14 protein-coding genes, 7 tRNA genes and 1 rRNA gene are annotated in these 16,751 nt (G+C 43.6%); 18 read left to right on the forward strand and 4 right to left on the reverse strand.

The window, feature by feature from the left end; translation table 11 throughout:
* The 10 genes from HMPREF0240_RS19360 to HMPREF0240_RS19405 all read left to right on the forward strand — a co-directional run.
* Positions 1–200 (forward strand): 23S ribosomal RNA (locus HMPREF0240_RS19360); the annotation flags it as partial.
* A gap of 68 nt (positions 201–268) precedes the next feature.
* Positions 269–342, forward strand: a tRNA-Asp gene (locus HMPREF0240_RS19365).
* Between the two features lie 39 nt (positions 343–381).
* Positions 382–454: transfer RNA gene (locus HMPREF0240_RS19370), tRNA-Val, on the forward strand.
* Between the two features lie 12 nt (positions 455–466).
* A tRNA-Tyr gene (locus HMPREF0240_RS19375) sits at positions 467–548 on the forward strand.
* Between the two features lie 36 nt (positions 549–584).
* Positions 585–657: transfer RNA gene (locus HMPREF0240_RS19380), tRNA-Thr, on the forward strand.
* A 33-nt stretch (positions 658–690) separates the two neighbouring features.
* Positions 691–764: transfer RNA gene (locus HMPREF0240_RS19385), tRNA-Met, on the forward strand.
* A 21-nt stretch (positions 765–785) separates the two neighbouring features.
* Positions 786–858: transfer RNA gene (locus HMPREF0240_RS19390), tRNA-Phe, on the forward strand.
* Between the two features lie 33 nt (positions 859–891).
* A tRNA-Lys gene (locus HMPREF0240_RS19395) sits at positions 892–964 on the forward strand.
* Positions 965–1,099: 135 nt separating this feature from the next.
* Positions 1,100–2,530: an aminotransferase class V-fold PLP-dependent enzyme gene (locus HMPREF0240_RS19400; RefSeq protein WP_009005107.1), complete on the forward strand. Its 1,431-nt coding sequence runs from the start codon at positions 1,100–1,102 to the stop codon at positions 2,528–2,530.
* On the forward strand, positions 2,523–3,116 hold the full coding sequence (locus HMPREF0240_RS19405) for a guanylate kinase (protein WP_009005108.1): 594 nt from the start codon (positions 2,523–2,525) through the stop codon (positions 3,114–3,116). Before HMPREF0240_RS19400 ends, HMPREF0240_RS19405 begins: the two co-directional genes overlap by 8 nt.
* Before the next feature lie 448 nt (positions 3,117–3,564).
* Here HMPREF0240_RS19405 and HMPREF0240_RS19415 read toward each other — a convergent pair whose 3' ends face one another.
* A complete protein-coding gene (locus HMPREF0240_RS19415; RefSeq protein ID WP_009005110.1) occupies positions 3,565–4,773 on the reverse strand; it encodes a GNAT family N-acetyltransferase in 1,209 nt (402 codons plus the stop codon).
* A gap of 506 nt (positions 4,774–5,279) precedes the next feature.
* On the opposite strand from HMPREF0240_RS19415, the gene HMPREF0240_RS19420 reads away from it, so the two are divergent.
* The 4 genes from HMPREF0240_RS19420 to rsmI are packed head-to-tail and all read left to right on the forward strand — an operon-like array spanning position 5,280 to position 8,752.
* A complete protein-coding gene (locus HMPREF0240_RS19420; protein WP_009005111.1) occupies positions 5,280–6,275 on the forward strand; it encodes a DNA polymerase III subunit delta' C-terminal domain-containing protein in 996 nt (331 codons plus the stop codon).
* Positions 6,276–6,279: 4 nt separating this feature from the next.
* Positions 6,280–7,185 carry a stage 0 sporulation family protein gene (locus tag HMPREF0240_RS19425; RefSeq protein ID WP_009005112.1) on the forward strand — a complete coding sequence of 302 codons (906 nt, stop codon included), beginning with the start codon at positions 6,280–6,282 and terminating at the stop codon, positions 7,183–7,185.
* Entirely contained in the window at positions 7,175–7,894 is a 720-nt protein-coding gene (locus HMPREF0240_RS19430) for a tRNA1(Val) (adenine(37)-N6)-methyltransferase (protein ID WP_009005113.1), read from the forward strand. The genes HMPREF0240_RS19425 and HMPREF0240_RS19430 overlap by 11 nt, the downstream gene beginning before the upstream one ends.
* A 12-nt stretch (positions 7,895–7,906) precedes the next feature.
* A complete protein-coding gene (gene rsmI / locus HMPREF0240_RS19435; RefSeq protein ID WP_009005114.1) occupies positions 7,907–8,752 on the forward strand; it encodes a 16S rRNA (cytidine(1402)-2'-O)-methyltransferase in 846 nt (281 codons plus the stop codon).
* A 439-nt stretch (positions 8,753–9,191) separates the two neighbouring features.
* On the opposite strand, the gene HMPREF0240_RS19440 is transcribed toward rsmI, so the two are convergent.
* Together HMPREF0240_RS19440 and HMPREF0240_RS19445 are read right to left on the reverse strand one after the other, a co-directional pair.
* A complete protein-coding gene (locus HMPREF0240_RS19440; protein WP_009005115.1) occupies positions 9,192–9,863 on the reverse strand; it encodes an ABC transporter ATP-binding protein in 672 nt (223 codons plus the stop codon).
* Positions 9,864–10,000: 137 nt separating this feature from the next.
* A complete protein-coding gene (locus HMPREF0240_RS19445) occupies positions 10,001–10,525 on the reverse strand; it encodes a nucleoside recognition domain-containing protein (protein ID WP_009005116.1) in 525 nt (174 codons plus the stop codon).
* Between the two features lie 192 nt (positions 10,526–10,717).
* Here HMPREF0240_RS19445 and HMPREF0240_RS19450 point away from each other — a divergent pair, with 192 nt between their 5' ends.
* Positions 10,718–12,469 (forward strand): DUF885 domain-containing protein, encoded by a 1,752-nt coding sequence (locus tag HMPREF0240_RS19450; protein ID WP_009005117.1) that lies wholly within the window; start codon positions 10,718–10,720, stop codon positions 12,467–12,469.
* On the opposite strand, the gene HMPREF0240_RS23585 is transcribed toward HMPREF0240_RS19450, so the two are convergent.
* Complete coding sequence (locus HMPREF0240_RS23585) at positions 12,466–13,542, reverse strand: GGDEF domain-containing protein (protein ID WP_050794578.1); 1,077 nt, start codon at positions 13,540–13,542, stop codon at positions 12,466–12,468. The genes HMPREF0240_RS19450 and HMPREF0240_RS23585 overlap by 4 nt on opposite strands.
* Before the next feature lie 101 nt (positions 13,543–13,643).
* On the opposite strand from HMPREF0240_RS23585, the gene HMPREF0240_RS19460 reads away from it, so the two are divergent.
* From HMPREF0240_RS19460 to HMPREF0240_RS19470, 3 genes are all read left to right on the forward strand, one after another.
* Entirely contained in the window at positions 13,644–14,255 is a 612-nt protein-coding gene (locus HMPREF0240_RS19460) for a nucleoside recognition domain-containing protein (RefSeq protein ID WP_009005119.1), read from the forward strand.
* A gap of 160 nt (positions 14,256–14,415) precedes the next feature.
* Entirely contained in the window at positions 14,416–15,444 is a 1,029-nt protein-coding gene (locus tag HMPREF0240_RS19465; RefSeq protein ID WP_009005120.1) for a LacI family DNA-binding transcriptional regulator, read from the forward strand.
* A 153-nt stretch (positions 15,445–15,597) separates the two neighbouring features.
* Positions 15,598–16,689, forward strand: a complete 1,092-nt coding sequence (locus HMPREF0240_RS19470) for an autoinducer 2 ABC transporter substrate-binding protein (protein WP_009005121.1) — start codon at positions 15,598–15,600, stop codon at positions 16,687–16,689.
* Positions 16,690–16,751 lie beyond the last annotated feature (62 nt).

A 16,751-nucleotide genomic window follows, 5' to 3' on the forward strand; every position in this document is an offset into this window, starting at 1 on the left:
TGCCAAGAGCATAGCAGAGTAGCCAAGCCGGGAAGGGATAAACGCTGAAGGCATCTAAGCGTGAAGCCCCCCTCAAGATGAGATATCCCATAACGTCAAGTTAGTAAGACCCCTTGAAGACGACGAGGTAGATAGGGCAGAGGTGGAAGTGTGGCAACACATGGAGCTGACTGTTACTAATAGGTCGAGGGCATAACCAAACAAGGTGATAGGATAATGGATGGATTTAATTCTTTGTATGCAGTTTTGAAGGTATATATCTTCATATGGCCCAGTGGCTCAGTTGGTTAGAGCGCCGCCCTGTCACGGCGGAGGTCGAGAGTTCGAGTCTCTTCTGGGTCGTTGCTTTTTTACTCGATTAGTAAAAAGCATTAATTATGTGGGATCTTAGCTCAGCTGGGAGAGCATCTGCCTTACAAGCAGAGGGTCATAGGTTCGAGCCCTATAGGTCCCACTTAACAAAAATGGATGGATTCCCGAGTGGCCAAAGGGGGCAGACTGTAAATCTGTTGGCGACGCCTTCGAAGGTTCGAATCCTTCTCCATCCACTTGAGAAGTAATTCTCATATGCCGTAAGGTTAAGCGCCGATGTGGCTCAATTGGCAGAGCAGCTGATTTGTAATCAGCAGGTTATCGGTTCGAGTCCGATCATCGGCTTTATCTCATTAGAGATAAGAAAAAATTAAATAGCGCGGGGTGGAGCAGTCTGGAAGCTCGTCGGGCTCATAACCCGAAGGTCGTAGGTTCAAATCCTGCCCCCGCAACTCAGACTTTTTAAGTCTAATGCCCAGATAGCTCAGTTGGTAGAGCAGAGGACTGAAAATCCTCGTGTCGCTGGTTCGATTCCGGCTCTGGGCATTTTCTTTGCCAAAAAGAAAGACAAGTTCATACGGGCGTGTAGCTCAGGTGGTAGAGCACTTGACTTTTAATCAAGTTGTCCGGGGTTCGAATCCCCGCACGCTCATTACAGAGAAATGCCGCAAATCCAGTATTTTTAGAGGATTGCGGTATTTTTTGTTTCTTAAAAGGATTGTGATACCTCTGTATTTTATGTTAACATATTAAGAGGGTACTATGGAGAGGGAAACAGGAGTCAGCAATGGATACTTTATATAAAAAACTGCGGGAGTACAACAGTACGGATTATTATGCTTTTCATATGCCGGGACATAAGCGTCGAGGGATTCTGACCGGCTGTGATCTGCCCTATGCAATCGATATTACAGAAATAGAAGGATTTGATGATCTGCACCACGCAAGAGGCATTCTGCAGGAGGCTGAAGAGCGTGCAGCAGCCCTGTATCGTTCTTCAGAGACACATTATTTGATTAATGGCAGTACATCCGGTATATTGAGCGCTGTTATGGGAAGTACCGCAAAGGGGGACAGAATTTTAATGGCCAGAAACTGCCATAAATCGGTCTATCATGCGGTATTAATGAATGAGCTGCGTCCGGTCTATATTTATCCTGAATTTTATGGAGATATAGAATTGAATGGTCCGGTTCAAACATCAGATGTGGAATATGCTCTGGGGAAATATGAGGATATTAGGGCAGTTATTATTACTTCCCCCACTTACGATGGGGTTATTTCTGATATAGGAGCGATTGCGGCTGCCGTTCACAGGAAAGGAATTCCTCTGATTGTAGATGAGGCTCATGGAGCACATTTGGGGTTTCATCCATATTTTCCGGATAACTCGGTGTCGCTGGGGGCGGATGTTGTTATCCACAGCCTTCACAAAACCCTGCCAGCATTAACGCAGACTGCATTAATCCATATCAATGAAAAAAGCGATTTAAAAGAAAACCTGGGTATCAGCGAGGGGATCAGGAAGTATCTGCACATGTTGCAGACGAGTAGTCCTTCTTATGTCCTGATGGCAAGTATAGATGCATGCATAGATATGATGGAGGATATGGGGCATCTGTATTTTGAAAAATATGCGGTGTTGTTACAGCGGTCCCGGGAAATTCTGCAGAAATTAAAATGTTTGAAACTGCTTGAAACAGAAGTTTATGATAAATCCAAGATAGTCATTTCGGTAAAAGGAACCGGTATAACAGGCAGGCAGCTCTATGAGATACTTCTGGAGCGGTATCACCTGCAGATGGAAATGGCAGCCGGATCCTATGTGATTGCCATGACGTCAATGGCGGATACGAAAGAGGGCATGAAGCGTCTCACGGATGCTTTGCTGGAAATTGATTCTGAGCTGACAGTTGAAAAAGAAGGAACGGATGAATTTTCACTGCCTGTGCTAAAACAGGTATATACCAGCGCAGAGACACAGTCAGCGGCCGGAAGAGGAAGTGCCAGGAAGACAGAAAGCCTGGACTGGAAGGAATCCGTGGGGAGAATTTCTTCAGAATATGCTTATGTTTATCCCCCGGGTATTCCGCTGATTGTTCCGGGGGAAGAGATTTCTGAAGAGGTTGCTGCCGCGCTTAGTAGATACCGTGCTCTGGGATTTTCCGTGGAAGGTATTAAAAAGGAAGAAAAAATTGAGGTGTTGATAAATGGGTAAGATATGCTACATTATGGGGAAAAGTTCTTCAGGTAAGGATACAGTTTTTAAAAAACTAAAGGAAATGCTGCCTCAGTTCAGGACCATCACTTTATATACGACAAGACCGATCCGGGAAGGGGAGACGGATGGGGTGGAATATTATTTTACGGATGAGAAAAAGCTGGAAAGGATGGAAAAGCAGGGGACTGTCATTGAGATGAGAGCCTATGATACAAAGTGCGGGGTATGGAAGTATTACACGGCAGATGACGGACAGATAGATCTGGATAAATATCACTATCTTGTGATTGGAACACTACAGTCATATGAGGCTATGCGGCGTTATTTTGGAAAGGACAGGCTGGTCCCTGTTTATATAGAAGTGGAGGATGGTGAGCGGCTTGCACGGGCTCTTATGAGGGAGCGGCAGCAAAATGAACCTAAATACTCTGAAATGTGCAGGCGGTTCCTGGCAGATCAGGAGGATTTTTCGGAAGAGAACCTGAATAATGCGGGGATTATAAAGCGATTTCAAAATGATAACATGGAAGAATGTATTGAGGAAATCCAAACGTATCTGAAGATAGAGATGGATGATTTATAAATAGTTCTTTTGAACAGAGAAGGAGAAGCAGATTACTCTGCTTCTCCTTCTGCTACTATATCCTCAAGTACACGAATAAGATCGTGAATGCTCTTTAACTGAACATTTTTTTCGAGTATACAGTTTTTCAAGTTTATCGGTAATGATTCAAACTTGTCCCGGAGTTCGGGTGCTATATAAGATGCCATAATATCACCTCGGTATAGGATGTCCGGATTGGGGAAAAATTATGAGTGAAAATAAAAAATGATATAACCAGGTATGTCTGCTTTAATAGTTCTGCTTTTATTGGCCCATTCAGGGATAAATTGAGTATTGGTGAATAAATCCCTTCTGAGGCATTTTTAATCGATCTGCGGCCATTTTGCATGCTTAGAACAGGCCTGAACAACGCCGTCACAGGAGGTATTGAGTAATGTAATATCCTACATCCGTATTACCCGATATTTTAAAAGTAATCAGATATATACGGAGTCTGCTGCTCAATGGCATCTTCCAGCATATCAATGATATCCTCACTTGTTTGTAATCGCCCGATTTTAGCGAGATAATCAGGTCTTTTGTATCCCATCAGCATAGTTGTCATGGTCTGAATACTGATTTTATCTGTACATTGATCTGTTATACTAATAACTTCTCCACGTCCATTTTTGGAAATTTTTAATAAAAATGAACCTTGATTACAGTCCAAGATCGGGTCAGTCATGGTAAATCGCCACTCACGCTCGGCAGCATCGGCCTTAAATGGGTAGTCTGCTATAAATGCTGGGAAGTCTACAATCCTGGCCATATAATACGGAGAGATCGTCTCTTTAATACTGGCATCTTCGAGTAAAAAGGCCAGAGGCTCATCCGTATATATATTTCCTTCTACCTGATTGATCATAGAAAAATGGGCTGAAACAAAATTCCATAATCCGGTACGCGCTTCTTCATTGTTAAATATCATATCTTTAATGTAGAATACTTCGTTTGCGATCCAATAAATAAGATATCCATCGGGTTCATTGTGCTCGTTAAAATAAATCGCTGCCATAATATCATCGGGATCCCACAGCCAATATTCATTCCATGCCAGTTCATCACGGATAACGGCCCCATGAGTATGCTCTGCATACCGGGCATATGCCAGTTTCAGCTCTTCGCTTTCTGTCCTGACTCTTTGGACAGAACCTGTAACCTGGCGGTTTTTCGGAAGCTGATAGTCTTTGATTTCATAGGATATTTTGTCGGAAACTAATTCCCATCCTTTCCTGCGGTAATAGGGGATGGAGTAGGGATAAAGATAGCATATATGCTGTCCCTTTTTTCGCATATTCTTCAAGGCCTGTTCCAGCAGCTTGTGCATTAATCCCATATTTGAATACTCCGGATAAGTACCAACACCCGTAAGCCCGCCCATTGCATATTTTTTTCCAAAAATCTGGACTTGCATTGGGTAAACGGCCACTTGCGAAACAAGGTTGTCATTATCAAACCATCCGATTACATCGGCTTTTTCCATGGTGGGAAATTTCGCACGGATGATTTCCTTTTCCTGCCATCCAACTGAGCTGAGTTCCTGGTCTGTTACCTGAAAAACATACCGTAGCAGTGCATTATACTGTTCCATATATTTGCTGCTGACAGGCAGCATTTTTAAATTTTTTTTATTCATCTGATTCATCCTTTCTAAAGTTCGGATATTAATGATATTATTACCTTGCTTTGCGGTCTGATCCATCAATTTTCAATCCGGCTGTGGTGACACTGGCAGCGGTTCGTTTCTGTGTGAACCCAGCGCACACTTTAGTCTATATTGTAACAAAGAGGATAAAATTTTACAAATTGAAAAACAAACTTATTTTTTAGTATATCATCAATCAGAAAATAAGCGGGTGACTTGGAAAATAGCAGAAGTATACGACGTTTCCATAGTTTTTAATCAGTTTTATAACCTTCTTTGTATGATATAATACAGAGACAGGGTGACGATAAAATAACAAAGAAATCCCGTATTTATGGGCTATATCTTCACGAAAAATTATGATATACTTAATGAGTAGTTCACAACTTTGTAAGAATGCTATAGTACAATAAACGTAACTGTTCATGGTTCTGAACAGATATCAATAAACAAAGTATCAGCTTACAAAGGAATACAGAGAGGCAGCAGGTGATGTAATGAGCGGTTTTAAGGATGTAGTTGGACACAAAAATATTATACAATATATAGGCAATGCAGTGAAGACGGACAAGGTTTCACATGCATATATAATGAATGGGGAAAAAGGTTCAGGCAAGAAACTGCTTGCTAATTTATTTGCAATGAGTCTGCAGTGTCAGAACCGGGAGGAAGACGGGGATGCCTGCGGTAAATGCCAGTCCTGTAAACAGGCGATGAATAATAATCAGCCGGATATCATTAAGGTGACTCATGAGAAGCCGAATACGGTCAGTATTGACGATATACGTGAGCAGGTGAATAATGACATTGTCATTAAGCCTTACAGCAGCAGGTATAAGATTTATATTATAGCAGATGCGGATATGATGAGCGTACAGGCACAGAATGCAATTCTCAAGACCATAGAGGAGCCGCCGGAATATGCAATTATAATGCTCCTGACGGAGAATGCGGAGACGCTGCTTCCGACAATACGGTCCAGATGTGTGATGCTCAAGTTAAGGAATATTAAAGACCAGCTTGTGAAAAAGTATCTGATGGAACAGATGCAGGTGCCGGATTACAAAGCGGATGTATGTGTGGCCTTTGCACAGGGCAATATGGGGAAGGCTATTATGCTGGCCACTTCCGAGCATTTTAATGAGATCAAGGAAGAAGCAGTTCATTTGCTGAGAAATATCAATGATATGGACCTGAGCGAGCTGATTGAGGCAGTGAAGAGCTGTATGTCCTATAAACTGGATATCACGGATTATATGGATGTGATCGCCATATGGTATCGGGACGTACTGATTTATAAGGCGACTAGAAACGTGGACAGGGTTGTATTTTCTGATCAGTTGAAGTATATTAAAGATCGGGCGAGCAAGAGCTCCTATGAGGGGATTGAGATTATTCTGGATGCATTAGAGAAGGCAAAGTCCCGCATGAAAGCCAATGTAAATTTTGAACTGACGATGGAACTGCTTTTATTGACGATAAAGGAGAATTAACGGGATGACGAAAGTAATAGGTGTGAGATTCCGCACCGCAGGAAAGATATATTTCTTTGCACCAGGGAAGTTTGACATCACACAGGGTGACAATGTAATTGTAGAGACTGCAAGGGGCGTTGAATTCGGACGAGTTGTGAGCGGGCCGAAAGAAGTGAAGGACGAGGAGGTAGTGCAGCCTCTGAAGTCGGTGATCCGGGTGGCTACTGAGCAGGACCGGCGCGTTGAGGAGAAGAACCGCGAGAAGGAAAAGGATGCCTTTCGGATCTGTCTCGAGAAGATACGCAAGCACGGCCTGGAAATGAAGCTGATTGACGCGGAATATACATTCGACAATAATAAGGTGCTGTTTTATTTTACGGCAGACGGCAGGATAGATTTCAGGGAGCTGGTTAAGGATCTGGCAGCAGTGTTCCGCACCAGGATTGAACTCCGTCAGATCGGTGTAAGAGATGAGACGAAGATCCGCGGTGGCATTGGAATATGCGGAAGGCCGCTGTGCTGCAATACCTATCTGTCTGAATTTGCAGCAGTTTCCATAAAGATGGCGAAGGAGCAGAATCTGTCCCTGAATCCAACGAAGATATCGGGGGTATGCGGGCGTCTGATGTGCTGCCTGACCAACGAGGAGGAGACATATGAGGAGCTGAACAGCCAGCTTCCTTCTCTCGGTGATTCCGTAACGACGCCGGAAGGGCTTACCGGTTCGGTTCATTCGCTGAGTGTTCTGCGGAAACTGGTTAAGGTAATCGTGATTCTGGAAAATGACGAAAAAGAGATCCGCGAATACAGAGCGGAGGAATTAAAATTCAGGCCGCGGCGCAAAAAAGCTAAGGTGTCCAAGGAAGAGATGAAGAAGCTGGCCGCGCTGGAAAAAGGTGAAGGAGCATCGAAGTTAGATGACAACTAAGTTGAAACCGGGAGAGCGGCTGGATGACCTCCAGCTGGGCGGTTATGAGATTATACAGAATGCAGAGAGGTTCTGTTTTGGAATTGATGCCGTGCTGCTCTCCGATTTTGTTAGAGTAAAAAAGGATGAGACGGTTCTGGATCTGGGAACAGGGACTGGTATCCTTCCGATTCTGCTTGCGGCGAAGACGCGGGGAAAGCATTTTACGGGTTTGGAGATACAGGCGGAAAGTGCAGATATGGCAGAGCGGAGTGTGGAGCATAACCGGCTCGGGGATCAGATTGATATTGTAACAGGAGATATCAAAGAGGCAGCGGAGATATTCAGGCCTGCCTTTTTTGATGTTATTGTGACAAACCCGCCTTATATGCTGTCGGAGCATGGACTGCAGAATCCGCAGGATGCCAAGGCAATTGCCAGGCATGAGGTGCTCTGTACGCTGGATGATATTTTACGGGAGAGCGGGAAATTACTGCAGGAGAGCAAGGGAAGGTTTTATATGATACATAAGCCTTTCCGTCTTGCGGAAATTATTATTAAGATGAATCAGTATAAGATTGAGCCAAAGCGTATCCAGTTTATTCACCCTTATGTGGATAAGGAGCCTTCGATGGTTCTGATTGAAGGAATTAAAGGCGGGAAGTCCAGAGTAAAAATTGAGGCGCCTGTCATTATGTACGATAGAGGCGGGCGGGACAGCTGCAGCTGATAAGGAGGGTTTATGTCAGGAACATTATACTTATGTGCTACCCCGATCGGGAATCTGGAAGATATGACGTTTCGGGTGGTTCGGACGCTGAAGGAAGCTGACCTGATAGCTGCTGAGGATACGCGCAACAGTATCCGGCTGCTGAATCATTTTGAGATTCAGACTCCCATGACAAGCTACCATGAATATAACAAGTTTGAAAAGGGGCAGAAGCTTGTGGAAAAGCTGCTGGCCGGCCAGAATATTGCACTGATTACAGATGCGGGAACGCCGGGGATCTCAGATCCGGGGGAGGAGCTGGTGAAGATGTGCTATGAGGCCGGAATTGAAGTAACTTCGCTTCCCGGTGCCGCGGCATGTATTACGGCGCTTACATTATCCGGATTGTCTACCAGGCGGTTTGCTTTTGAAGCGTTTCTTCCGATGGATAAGAAAGAACGGGAGTGGGTGTTGGAAGAGCTGGAGAATGAATTTCGTACCATTATTTTATATGAGGCTCCACACCGGCTATTGAAGACGTTAAAACTTCTGCTGGAGCGTCTGGGGGACAGACGGATTACTGTGTGCAGAGAACTGACCAAACGGCATGAGACTGCATTTTGTACGACACTTGAGGATGCGGCTGCCTACTACGGGGAGCATGATCCAAAAGGAGAGTGTGTACTTGTGATTGAAGGGCGCAGCCGAAGCGAGGCAGTGCGTGAGGAACGGGAAAAATGGGAAGAGATGAGCATCGAGGCACATATGGAACAATATACTTCCATGGGAATCGATAAAAAGGATGCTATGAAGATGGTTGCGAAGGACCGGGGAGTTCAAAAACGGGAGATTTATAATTATCTGGAACGGCAGAAATAGCTACTTTGTTAAAGATTAGTCAGTATAGACATAGAGATTAAAAATTTCCACCTTAATTTTAGAAAATTGTCACATTGACGATTGAGGAAGGGAAGTATAGAATAAATTACAAGTTCAAAAAAACCAGGCAGACTAAGGCGCCGCATTCTGTGGCAGTCCTTTCTCTTTTAAGACCTCCGGACAGGACATTCTGGATACACAGCGTGTAAGGCAGCGGGGCAGACATTATAGACAGGCATCAGGTTAGACATCGGGGATAGACAGCAGATCAGACATCCATGCACAGCATGAAGGGAAGCTTCGGAGTATACAGCATCAGACTTGGATTGAACTGTGTAAGGGCGTATTGCATATTATGTAATGCGCCTTTTCATTTGCAGATTTATATTGAGAAACGGAAAAGTTGCGAAAAAAGGGGTTTGACCCCTTTTTTCTTTTTTCAAATCCCTCTGAGATGCTCTCTGATTTCTGTGATCTCTCCGTCTTTCATAATTATAACCCGGTTTCCCATTGTCAGGGCTTCGTCATAATCATTAGTCACATACAACACGGTTATTCCAAGCACTTTATTTATCTTCTGAATATCTTCAATCATCTCCATACGCCGCTGTTCATTCTGTCTGGCAAAATCTTCATCCACAAGAAGAACTTTGGGGTGGCATACGACAGCACGTCCAAGTGCGACCTTCTGTCTGGCCTCATCGGAGATAGACTTTATTTTTTTATCAAGCATATTACCAATACCAAGAAAATCGGCAGCCGTCTTAACGCGGGAATCGATCACTCCGCGTGGGAGGTTGCGGAGACGGAGGCCAAGTGCCATATTATCGTAAACATTGAAATAGGAATACAGGACATAATTCTGGAAGGCCATTGCCAGGCTTCTGTCCCTTGGGAGAATGTCATTAAGAAGATCACCACCGAGGTATATCTCACCTGAGGTAATATCCTCCAGTCCTCCAATCATGCGGAGAATAGTGGACTTTCCGCAGCCGCTGGGGCCGTGAAAAGTAACGAATTCTCCATCTTCTATATGGAGAGATACGTTCTTAACGGATATAAATCCATTAGGATATGTTTTATTTAAATTCTTAAAAGTCACGCTTGCCATAGCAACACCTCCGCTTTCTCTTACCACAATTTTAGCACATACCGTAAGCCAATGCAAAGGGGGGAGACTTTTTTAGACCAGATTTCATTAAAAGTTCAGAATATTCAGAAAACGGAGCGCAAAGGGGTCAGACCCCTTTACATGATTCCGGCGAGGAAGACGCTTGCTACCAGTCCGGCTAAGGTTGCCAGGAGGGCTCCGGTGAGTGTATACCTCGTTTTTTTGATTTTTGCGGTCATAAAATAAACGCTCATGGTATAGAAAATAGTTTCTGTACATGCCATGGATATGGAGGCGATGAGCCCGAGCCGGGAGTCGGTTCCGTATTCTTTGAAGATGTCCAGGAGTAGTCCGGTGGCGGCGGAGGACGAGAACATTTTTACGATGGTGAGAGGCACGAGTTCTCCGGGGAAACCAATGTATGTGGTAAAATGACCGATGATTGATGACAGGAAGTCCAGAAATCCGGAGGCGCGCAGGATTCCTACGGCGACCATGAGTCCGATCAGGGTTGGCATGATTTTGATGACGGTAAAGAAACCGCTTTTGGCCCCTTTGATAAAGTTATCGTAAACATTGGTCCTCATGAGTATGCCGTAAGTAACGATGGCCAGGATGATAAACGGCACAATGAAATCTGTTATATACAGAAAAAACTGCATAAATGTACCTCAGCAATATGTATTATGATTGTTTTATTTATATGCTTATCCTCCGGAAACAATACCTTATTCTGCAGTTCTGCAACAGACCTGCCTGTAAGGACGTGTAGTAAAAACAGCGTGAATATCTGGCATTAGCATAACAGCGGCTTTTTCCACATAATATGAAACAAAGACTTCGGGGGAGTTCCTATGTCATCTCTAATTCCCAAACATATCAGAAAACGGCTTCTTGCCGTGTGTCTTACAATCAGTACAGCAGCGGCCCTTTTGTTTACCGGGTGCAGCTTCAGCACAAATACCAGCCAGAATAAAACATTTCAGTCATTTACAAAAGAAGTATTCTGTCAGGAGGTTTCCTCAAATTCGATCAGTCTGCATTATTCATTGAAGGAACCGGAGAAATATGGAATCAAGGCGGCGCCTGTTACTTTTGGAAGTTTTACTACAGATTCTAAAGGAACAGCGGCTTCATTGGAAAATCTCCGGGCAGCGCTTAAAACGTTTTCCTATGACAGTCTTTCAGTGCAGAACCAGTTGACCTACGATGTCCTGGACTATTATCTGCAAATGGCAGAAAAAAATGCAGATTACCTTCTGTACGAAGAGCCTCTTGGCCTGGTCAGCGGGATTCAGACACAGCTGCCGGTCATCTTGTCGGAATATCAGTTTTATAATGAGGAAGATGTGGATACATATTTGAATTTGATGAAGACAACTCCCGAATATTTTGAGTCGCTTATTGCATTTGAAAAAGAAAAATCGGCGGCGGGCCTGTTTATGGCAGATTACGCAGCGGATACGGTGATTTCGCAGTGTACTGCATTTATGGAAATGGGGGAGAGTAATTATCTGGTCTCTACTTTTGTGGAGCGGATCGGGCAGCTGGGGCTTTCAACAGAGGCCCAGAGCAGATATATAAAAAGAAATGCGCAGATGCTTCAAAGCTATGTCCTTCCCGCATATAATCAGTTGATTTCGGCTGTACAGTCTTTAAAAGGAAGCGGAAAAAATGAGGAGGGGCTTTGCCACCTGCCCGATGGAAAGGCATACTATGAACAGGTAGTGGCGGAATCTACGGGTTCAGAAAAGACGGTGCCGGAACTGGAGGACATGACAAGGCGGCAGATTATCTCTGATCTGGAGGCTATGGAGGAGGTACTCAATATTGCGGGAAGCCAGGCAAAAGAGACCGCAGCTATGGAGGATAATAATCCCGTTACGATACTGAATGAACTGGAGAATAAGACCGGAGGCGCTTTTCCTGAGCCGCCGGAGACGGTGACACAGGTTAAATATGTGCCGGAGGCTATGGAAGAACATCTGAGTCCTGCATTTTACATGATACCGGCCATCGATAATACAGAGGAAAATGTAATTTATGTCAATCAGTCTCATATGAGCAATAACCTCACACTCTATACCACGCTTGCCCATGAGGGGTATCCGGGACATCTGTATCAGACTGTATACTATGCCGGAACGGATCCGGATCCTTTGAGAAGCATCTTTAATTTTGGCGGATATGTGGAGGGATGGGCCACCTATGCAGAAATGTGCAGCTACTATTTATCCTCCTTAAGCAAAGAACAGGCCACACTGCTGCAGAAAAACAGCTCTATCATACTGGGGCTCTATGCCCTTGCGGATATGGGGATACATTATGATGGATGGAGCAGGATTGATACCGTCTCATTTTTCAAAAATTATGGTATTAAGGACGCAAAGACTATAGAACGGATTTATGAGCTGATTATCGGTTCTCCGGGAAATTATCTGAAATATTACATTGGGTACGTAGAATTTTTGGAGTTGAAAAAAGAATGGGCAGAAAAGAAAAACAGTGATTTCTCACAAAAGGAATTCCACGAGGCAGTGCTGTCGGTAGGACCCGCGCCTTTTGCACTCGTGGAAGAATACATGTGGAAAATGCCTGCCGATTAGGGCAGAATATGATAGAAAGCATATTGATTCTTGCCATTTTCCTTTGAAAGGTACAGAGCCTGATCCGCATGCTTGAACAGCTCTCTAAAAGAAGTTCCGTCATGAGGGGCCAGGGCGATTCCAATACTGGCCCCGATTTGGGGCAGATCGCTGTCTGCGGCTGTATTAATGTCATTAATATTTTCAAGAAAACGGACAATGCGGTCCCGGGGGAGGTCATCGTTTGAGCAGCCGGGCAGAAATATCATAAATTCATCTCCCCCGATCCGCCCCATGATATCCGTAGAACGGAAGGTATCCAGCAGTACGGCACCTACTTTTTTAAGTACGATATCGCCGCAGTCATGTCCCCTGGAATCATTGACCAGCTTAAAATTGTCAATGTCGATCACTAAAAGAGCACCCTGTGCATTGGGCATAGACAGATAGGAAGTGATTTTTCTCTCGCAGAAACCGCGGTTCCATAGCCCGGTCAGTTTATCCGTATCTCTTTGGATTTCCAGGATGTTATTTGTCATAATCTGCCGGAAATTGAGGTAGTTGAACTGATGTAAAGTAAAAATACTAAGCAGATAAAAAACCACCGTATTCATAATATCATAAGAAGCCAGGTAAGGCGTCTTGTATACTTTGGATAAAATACAGAAAATCACACAGAAAATCCCCATAAACATACAGCTCCGGGATGGGATATCTATAATAAACAGGGGGAGTCCCACGAGGAATACAATGAATGTCACTGCGTTCAGTTCCGGCTGCACGATGGTACCGAGATAGACGGATACACTTAGCATAACAGCGCTCATCGTATAAAGGGCAGCAGGTATGAGTTTTTTATGCGATTTTAGATATGTTTTCGCCAGAATATTCAGAAGGGCGGAAACTACAAAAATAATTGTATAGGGGATAGTTGCATTCATGAAGTTATCCATAAACAGGCTGAGCAGAATGAGCAAAATGCCCATAACAAAACCAAGCGTCGTTATAAGCCTCAGACTTTTCAGATTTCTCTCAGCAATATCCTCATAATATGTATGATAGTTCTCTATAAAAAAGTTACTGTATGGAATCATAATCATAACCCCCGATAAAATATACTGATAGCATTGTTACTATTCTATCATATAAATCACATAATAATATGAAAAAATAAAAATATTTTAGGAGGGAACATATGCTGAATTACTTATGGGCGGGAATGATTATAATCGGCGTCATTTTCGGGGCTTTTAACGGAAAAATGCCGGATATCACAAATGCGGCTCTGGACTCTGCAAAGGAGGCGGTAACCTTGTGCATCACGATGATGGGGGTTATGTCTTTTTGGGTCGGGATGATGGAGATCGCAACCAGGGCAGGAATTATTGAGATAGCTTCTAAAAAGCTGCGTCCGCTGATCCGTTTTCTGTTTCCTGATATACCGGAGCAGCATAAGGCAAATGATTATATTACCACTAACTTCATTGCAAATTTTCTTGGCCTGGGCTGGGCGGCAACTCCTGCGGGGCTGCAGGGGATGGCTGCGCTGGCTGATCTGGAGAAGGAGAGAAGGCAGAAGGGGATTAAGACGGTGAAGCCGGGGGTGGCTTCGGATGAGATGTGTACGTTTTTGATTATGAATATCTCTTCACTGCAGCTGATACCGGTAAATGTGATTGCCTACAGGAGCCAGTACGGGAGCGTGAACCCAGCGGGAATCGTGGGGGCAGGGATAGTGGCTACGGCGGTGAGTACGGTTATAGCGGTGATTTATTGTAAGGCGAAGGCAAAGAGGCGGAGGGCTTGAGAGGTCCTCTGTTTCATTTTATATAGTAATAACTACTAAAAAATATTAGAAAATATTGTGAATAATGGATAAAATTAAAAAGCTTATTGACAGAATAATACATAAAGAGTTATAATCCATTTATAAATGAAACGTTTCAATTTTAGCATAGAGGTATGGAATGGCAGCAATAAAAAAAGAAAAAACAACGATCACTCAAGTAGCAAAGTATGCAGGTGTGTCAATTGGAACTGTTTCGAATTATCTGAATGGAACTGCTCAGGTTTCGCCGCAGAAAGCAGAGAGTATCCAGGCAGCAATAGATGAATTACATTATACGCCGGATACGGTAGCAAGCTCTTTGAGAAGGAAGAATAGCAAGACGATATATATCCTGACGCCTAACCTGAATAATACATTTTACACGCGGATTATCAGTTCTTATATGGCATATGCGTATCAGGCGGGATATACGGTTCAGATTTCCGGTTACGAATACTCTGCCGAAGTGGAAAAGAAGCAATTGGCAGCGCTTGAAAACTGCAAACGCGGAACAATTGTAATAATCTTCAATGGCAGTAAGGATGAAGCAGAGATCAAGCGGCTTCTGCAGAATGATATTTATGTGATTTTGGCCGACCGGGATGCAGGGGATCTTAATCTATCCAGTGTATCATTTGACAATCAGGATATGTTATATACGATTGTTGAATTATTAAAGAAAAAGAAGTATAAAAGAATTGGTCTGTTTATAGAACCTGTTACTTTATCGAACTTAGAGAAAAGATATGAGCATTTTTTAAAGGCTTCTGAAAAATATGGTTATAAAAATCCTTTGGAAAATGTATTTACGGATAAAAGTCTGGCTCTTGATAAATTACACAGCAGCTATGTTTTTATGAAAAAAATTCTGGAGACACATAAAAAAGAAGATTTGCCGGATGCGTGGATTGCCTCATCGGATTATTTAGCGATCGGTATGATGCGTGCAATGAATGAATTGGGATATCGCGTTCCGGATGATTTTGGGATCATAGGCTTTGACAATCTGGATATCTCAGGATATGTAAATCCAAGGCTTACGACAGCTGAACAGAATCAGGAACTGTTTGGAGAAATGCTTTGGAAGGTAACACAGAATCTGGTTAAAACTCAGGAGAACCAACATCTGGTAATTCCACAAAAATTGGTGGAACGGGAATCCTGTTAAAATAATTTGTATTGCGAAAGCGGTACATTTATTTTTAAATGAAATTGAAACGTTTCAAGATATCACTCATAAGAATGCAAAAATATTATTTTTTGCATGTATTTTGAAACGTTTTAATATAGAAACCAAATAATGTTTAAGGAGGAACAGGAAATGAAAAAAGGTATCGCAGCATTATTATGTGCAACAATGGTATTGGGTCTGACAGCGTGTGGATCTGATACAAAGGAAACGTCCGGAGAGAAAAAGGCAGAAGCCTCACCGGCATCAGAAAATCAGTCACAGCTGGCGTCAGACGAGGCCGTGAAGAAGGCTTCAGATGAGGGCTGGGAGATAGCCGTAGTACCAAAGGATTCTACAAACCCATGGTTTGTCAGGATGGATACAGGAGTAGAAGAATTTGCTGATACTACAGGGGTTAATTGCTACCAGATTGATACAGGCGAAATTGATGCAACGCATCAGGCACAGATGGTTGAAGATTTAATTGCCCAGGGAGTAGATGCAATTTGCGTGGTTCCTGTAGATGTGGAATCCATGGATGTTGTACTTAAAAAAGCGCAGGACGCCGGAATCGTAGTAATTGCACATGAAGGTGCAGAACTGAAAAATGTGGATTATGATATTGAGGCTTTTTCTAATGCAGGGTATGGGGCCTTTATTATGCAGAATCTTGCAGAAGCGATGGGAGAAGAAGGCGTGTATACGACGATGGTTGCTTCCTTGACAAACGGCTCACACAATGAGTGGGCGGACGCTGCAGTTGAATATCAGAAAGAAAATTATCCCAAGATGACCCTGCTGGAAGAAAATCCGCGTGTGGAATCCGATGATAATGGTGACACAGCATACAACGCGGCAAAAGAACTGATCAAGACTTATCCGGATCTGAAGGGGATTTTAGGAACTTCTTCTTTTGACGCACCGGGTGTTGCAAGAGCGATTCAGGAACTGGGACTGCAGGATAAATTCTTTACTACAGGTACAGGCATGCCGGCAGATAATGCGGAGCTGCTTAAATCTGGTGTTATTAAATCTCTGACATTATGGGATCCGGCAATGTCCGGCCAAGCTATGGTCTCACTGGCTTGTAAAGTCCTGGCGGGAGAGAGCATTACAGCACCATTAAACCTGAATGTAGACGGATATACAGAAATGACAGAGCGAGAAGGCTCTAAGACCGTACTGGAAGGTCAGGGCTGGGTAACGATTGATGCAGACAATGTAGATAGTTTTGGTTTCTAATAAACTTTGAGAATCAGACCGCCGTTTTGGCGGCGGCCTGACTCTTTTGGAAGCGAAGAGGA

The sequence above is a fragment of the Clostridium sp. D5 genome, from assembly GCF_000190355.1.
Lineage (GTDB): Bacteria > Bacillota > Clostridia > Lachnospirales > Lachnospiraceae > Faecalicatena > Faecalicatena fissicatena_A.

Bases quoted from the DNA above. Each gene is read 5' to 3' on its own strand.
- HMPREF0240_RS19400 (WP_009005107.1), top strand. From the start codon at position 1,100: ATGGATACTTTATATAAAAAACTGCGGGAGTACAACAGTACGGATTAT.
- HMPREF0240_RS19405 (WP_009005108.1), top strand. From the start codon at position 2,523: ATGGGTAAGATATGCTACATTATGGGGAAAAGTTCTTCAGGTAAGGAT.
- HMPREF0240_RS19415 (WP_009005110.1), bottom strand. From the start codon at position 4,773: ATGAATAAAAAAAATTTAAAAATGCTGCCTGTCAGCAGCAAATATATG.
- HMPREF0240_RS19420 (WP_009005111.1), top strand. From the start codon at position 5,280: ATGAGCGGTTTTAAGGATGTAGTTGGACACAAAAATATTATACAATAT.
- HMPREF0240_RS19425 (WP_009005112.1), top strand. From the start codon at position 6,280: ATGACGAAAGTAATAGGTGTGAGATTCCGCACCGCAGGAAAGATATAT.
- HMPREF0240_RS19430 (WP_009005113.1), top strand. From the start codon at position 7,175: ATGACAACTAAGTTGAAACCGGGAGAGCGGCTGGATGACCTCCAGCTG.
- rsmI (WP_009005114.1), top strand. From the start codon at position 7,907: ATGTCAGGAACATTATACTTATGTGCTACCCCGATCGGGAATCTGGAA.
- HMPREF0240_RS19440 (WP_009005115.1), bottom strand. From the start codon at position 9,863: ATGGCAAGCGTGACTTTTAAGAATTTAAATAAAACATATCCTAATGGA.
- HMPREF0240_RS19445 (WP_009005116.1), bottom strand. From the start codon at position 10,525: ATGCAGTTTTTTCTGTATATAACAGATTTCATTGTGCCGTTTATCATC.
- HMPREF0240_RS19450 (WP_009005117.1), top strand. From the start codon at position 10,718: ATGTCATCTCTAATTCCCAAACATATCAGAAAACGGCTTCTTGCCGTG.
- HMPREF0240_RS23585 (WP_050794578.1), bottom strand. From the start codon at position 13,542: ATGATTCCATACAGTAACTTTTTTATAGAGAACTATCATACATATTAT.
- HMPREF0240_RS19460 (WP_009005119.1), top strand. From the start codon at position 13,644: ATGCTGAATTACTTATGGGCGGGAATGATTATAATCGGCGTCATTTTC.
- HMPREF0240_RS19465 (WP_009005120.1), top strand. From the start codon at position 14,416: ATGGCAGCAATAAAAAAAGAAAAAACAACGATCACTCAAGTAGCAAAG.
- HMPREF0240_RS19470 (WP_009005121.1), top strand. From the start codon at position 15,598: ATGAAAAAAGGTATCGCAGCATTATTATGTGCAACAATGGTATTGGGT.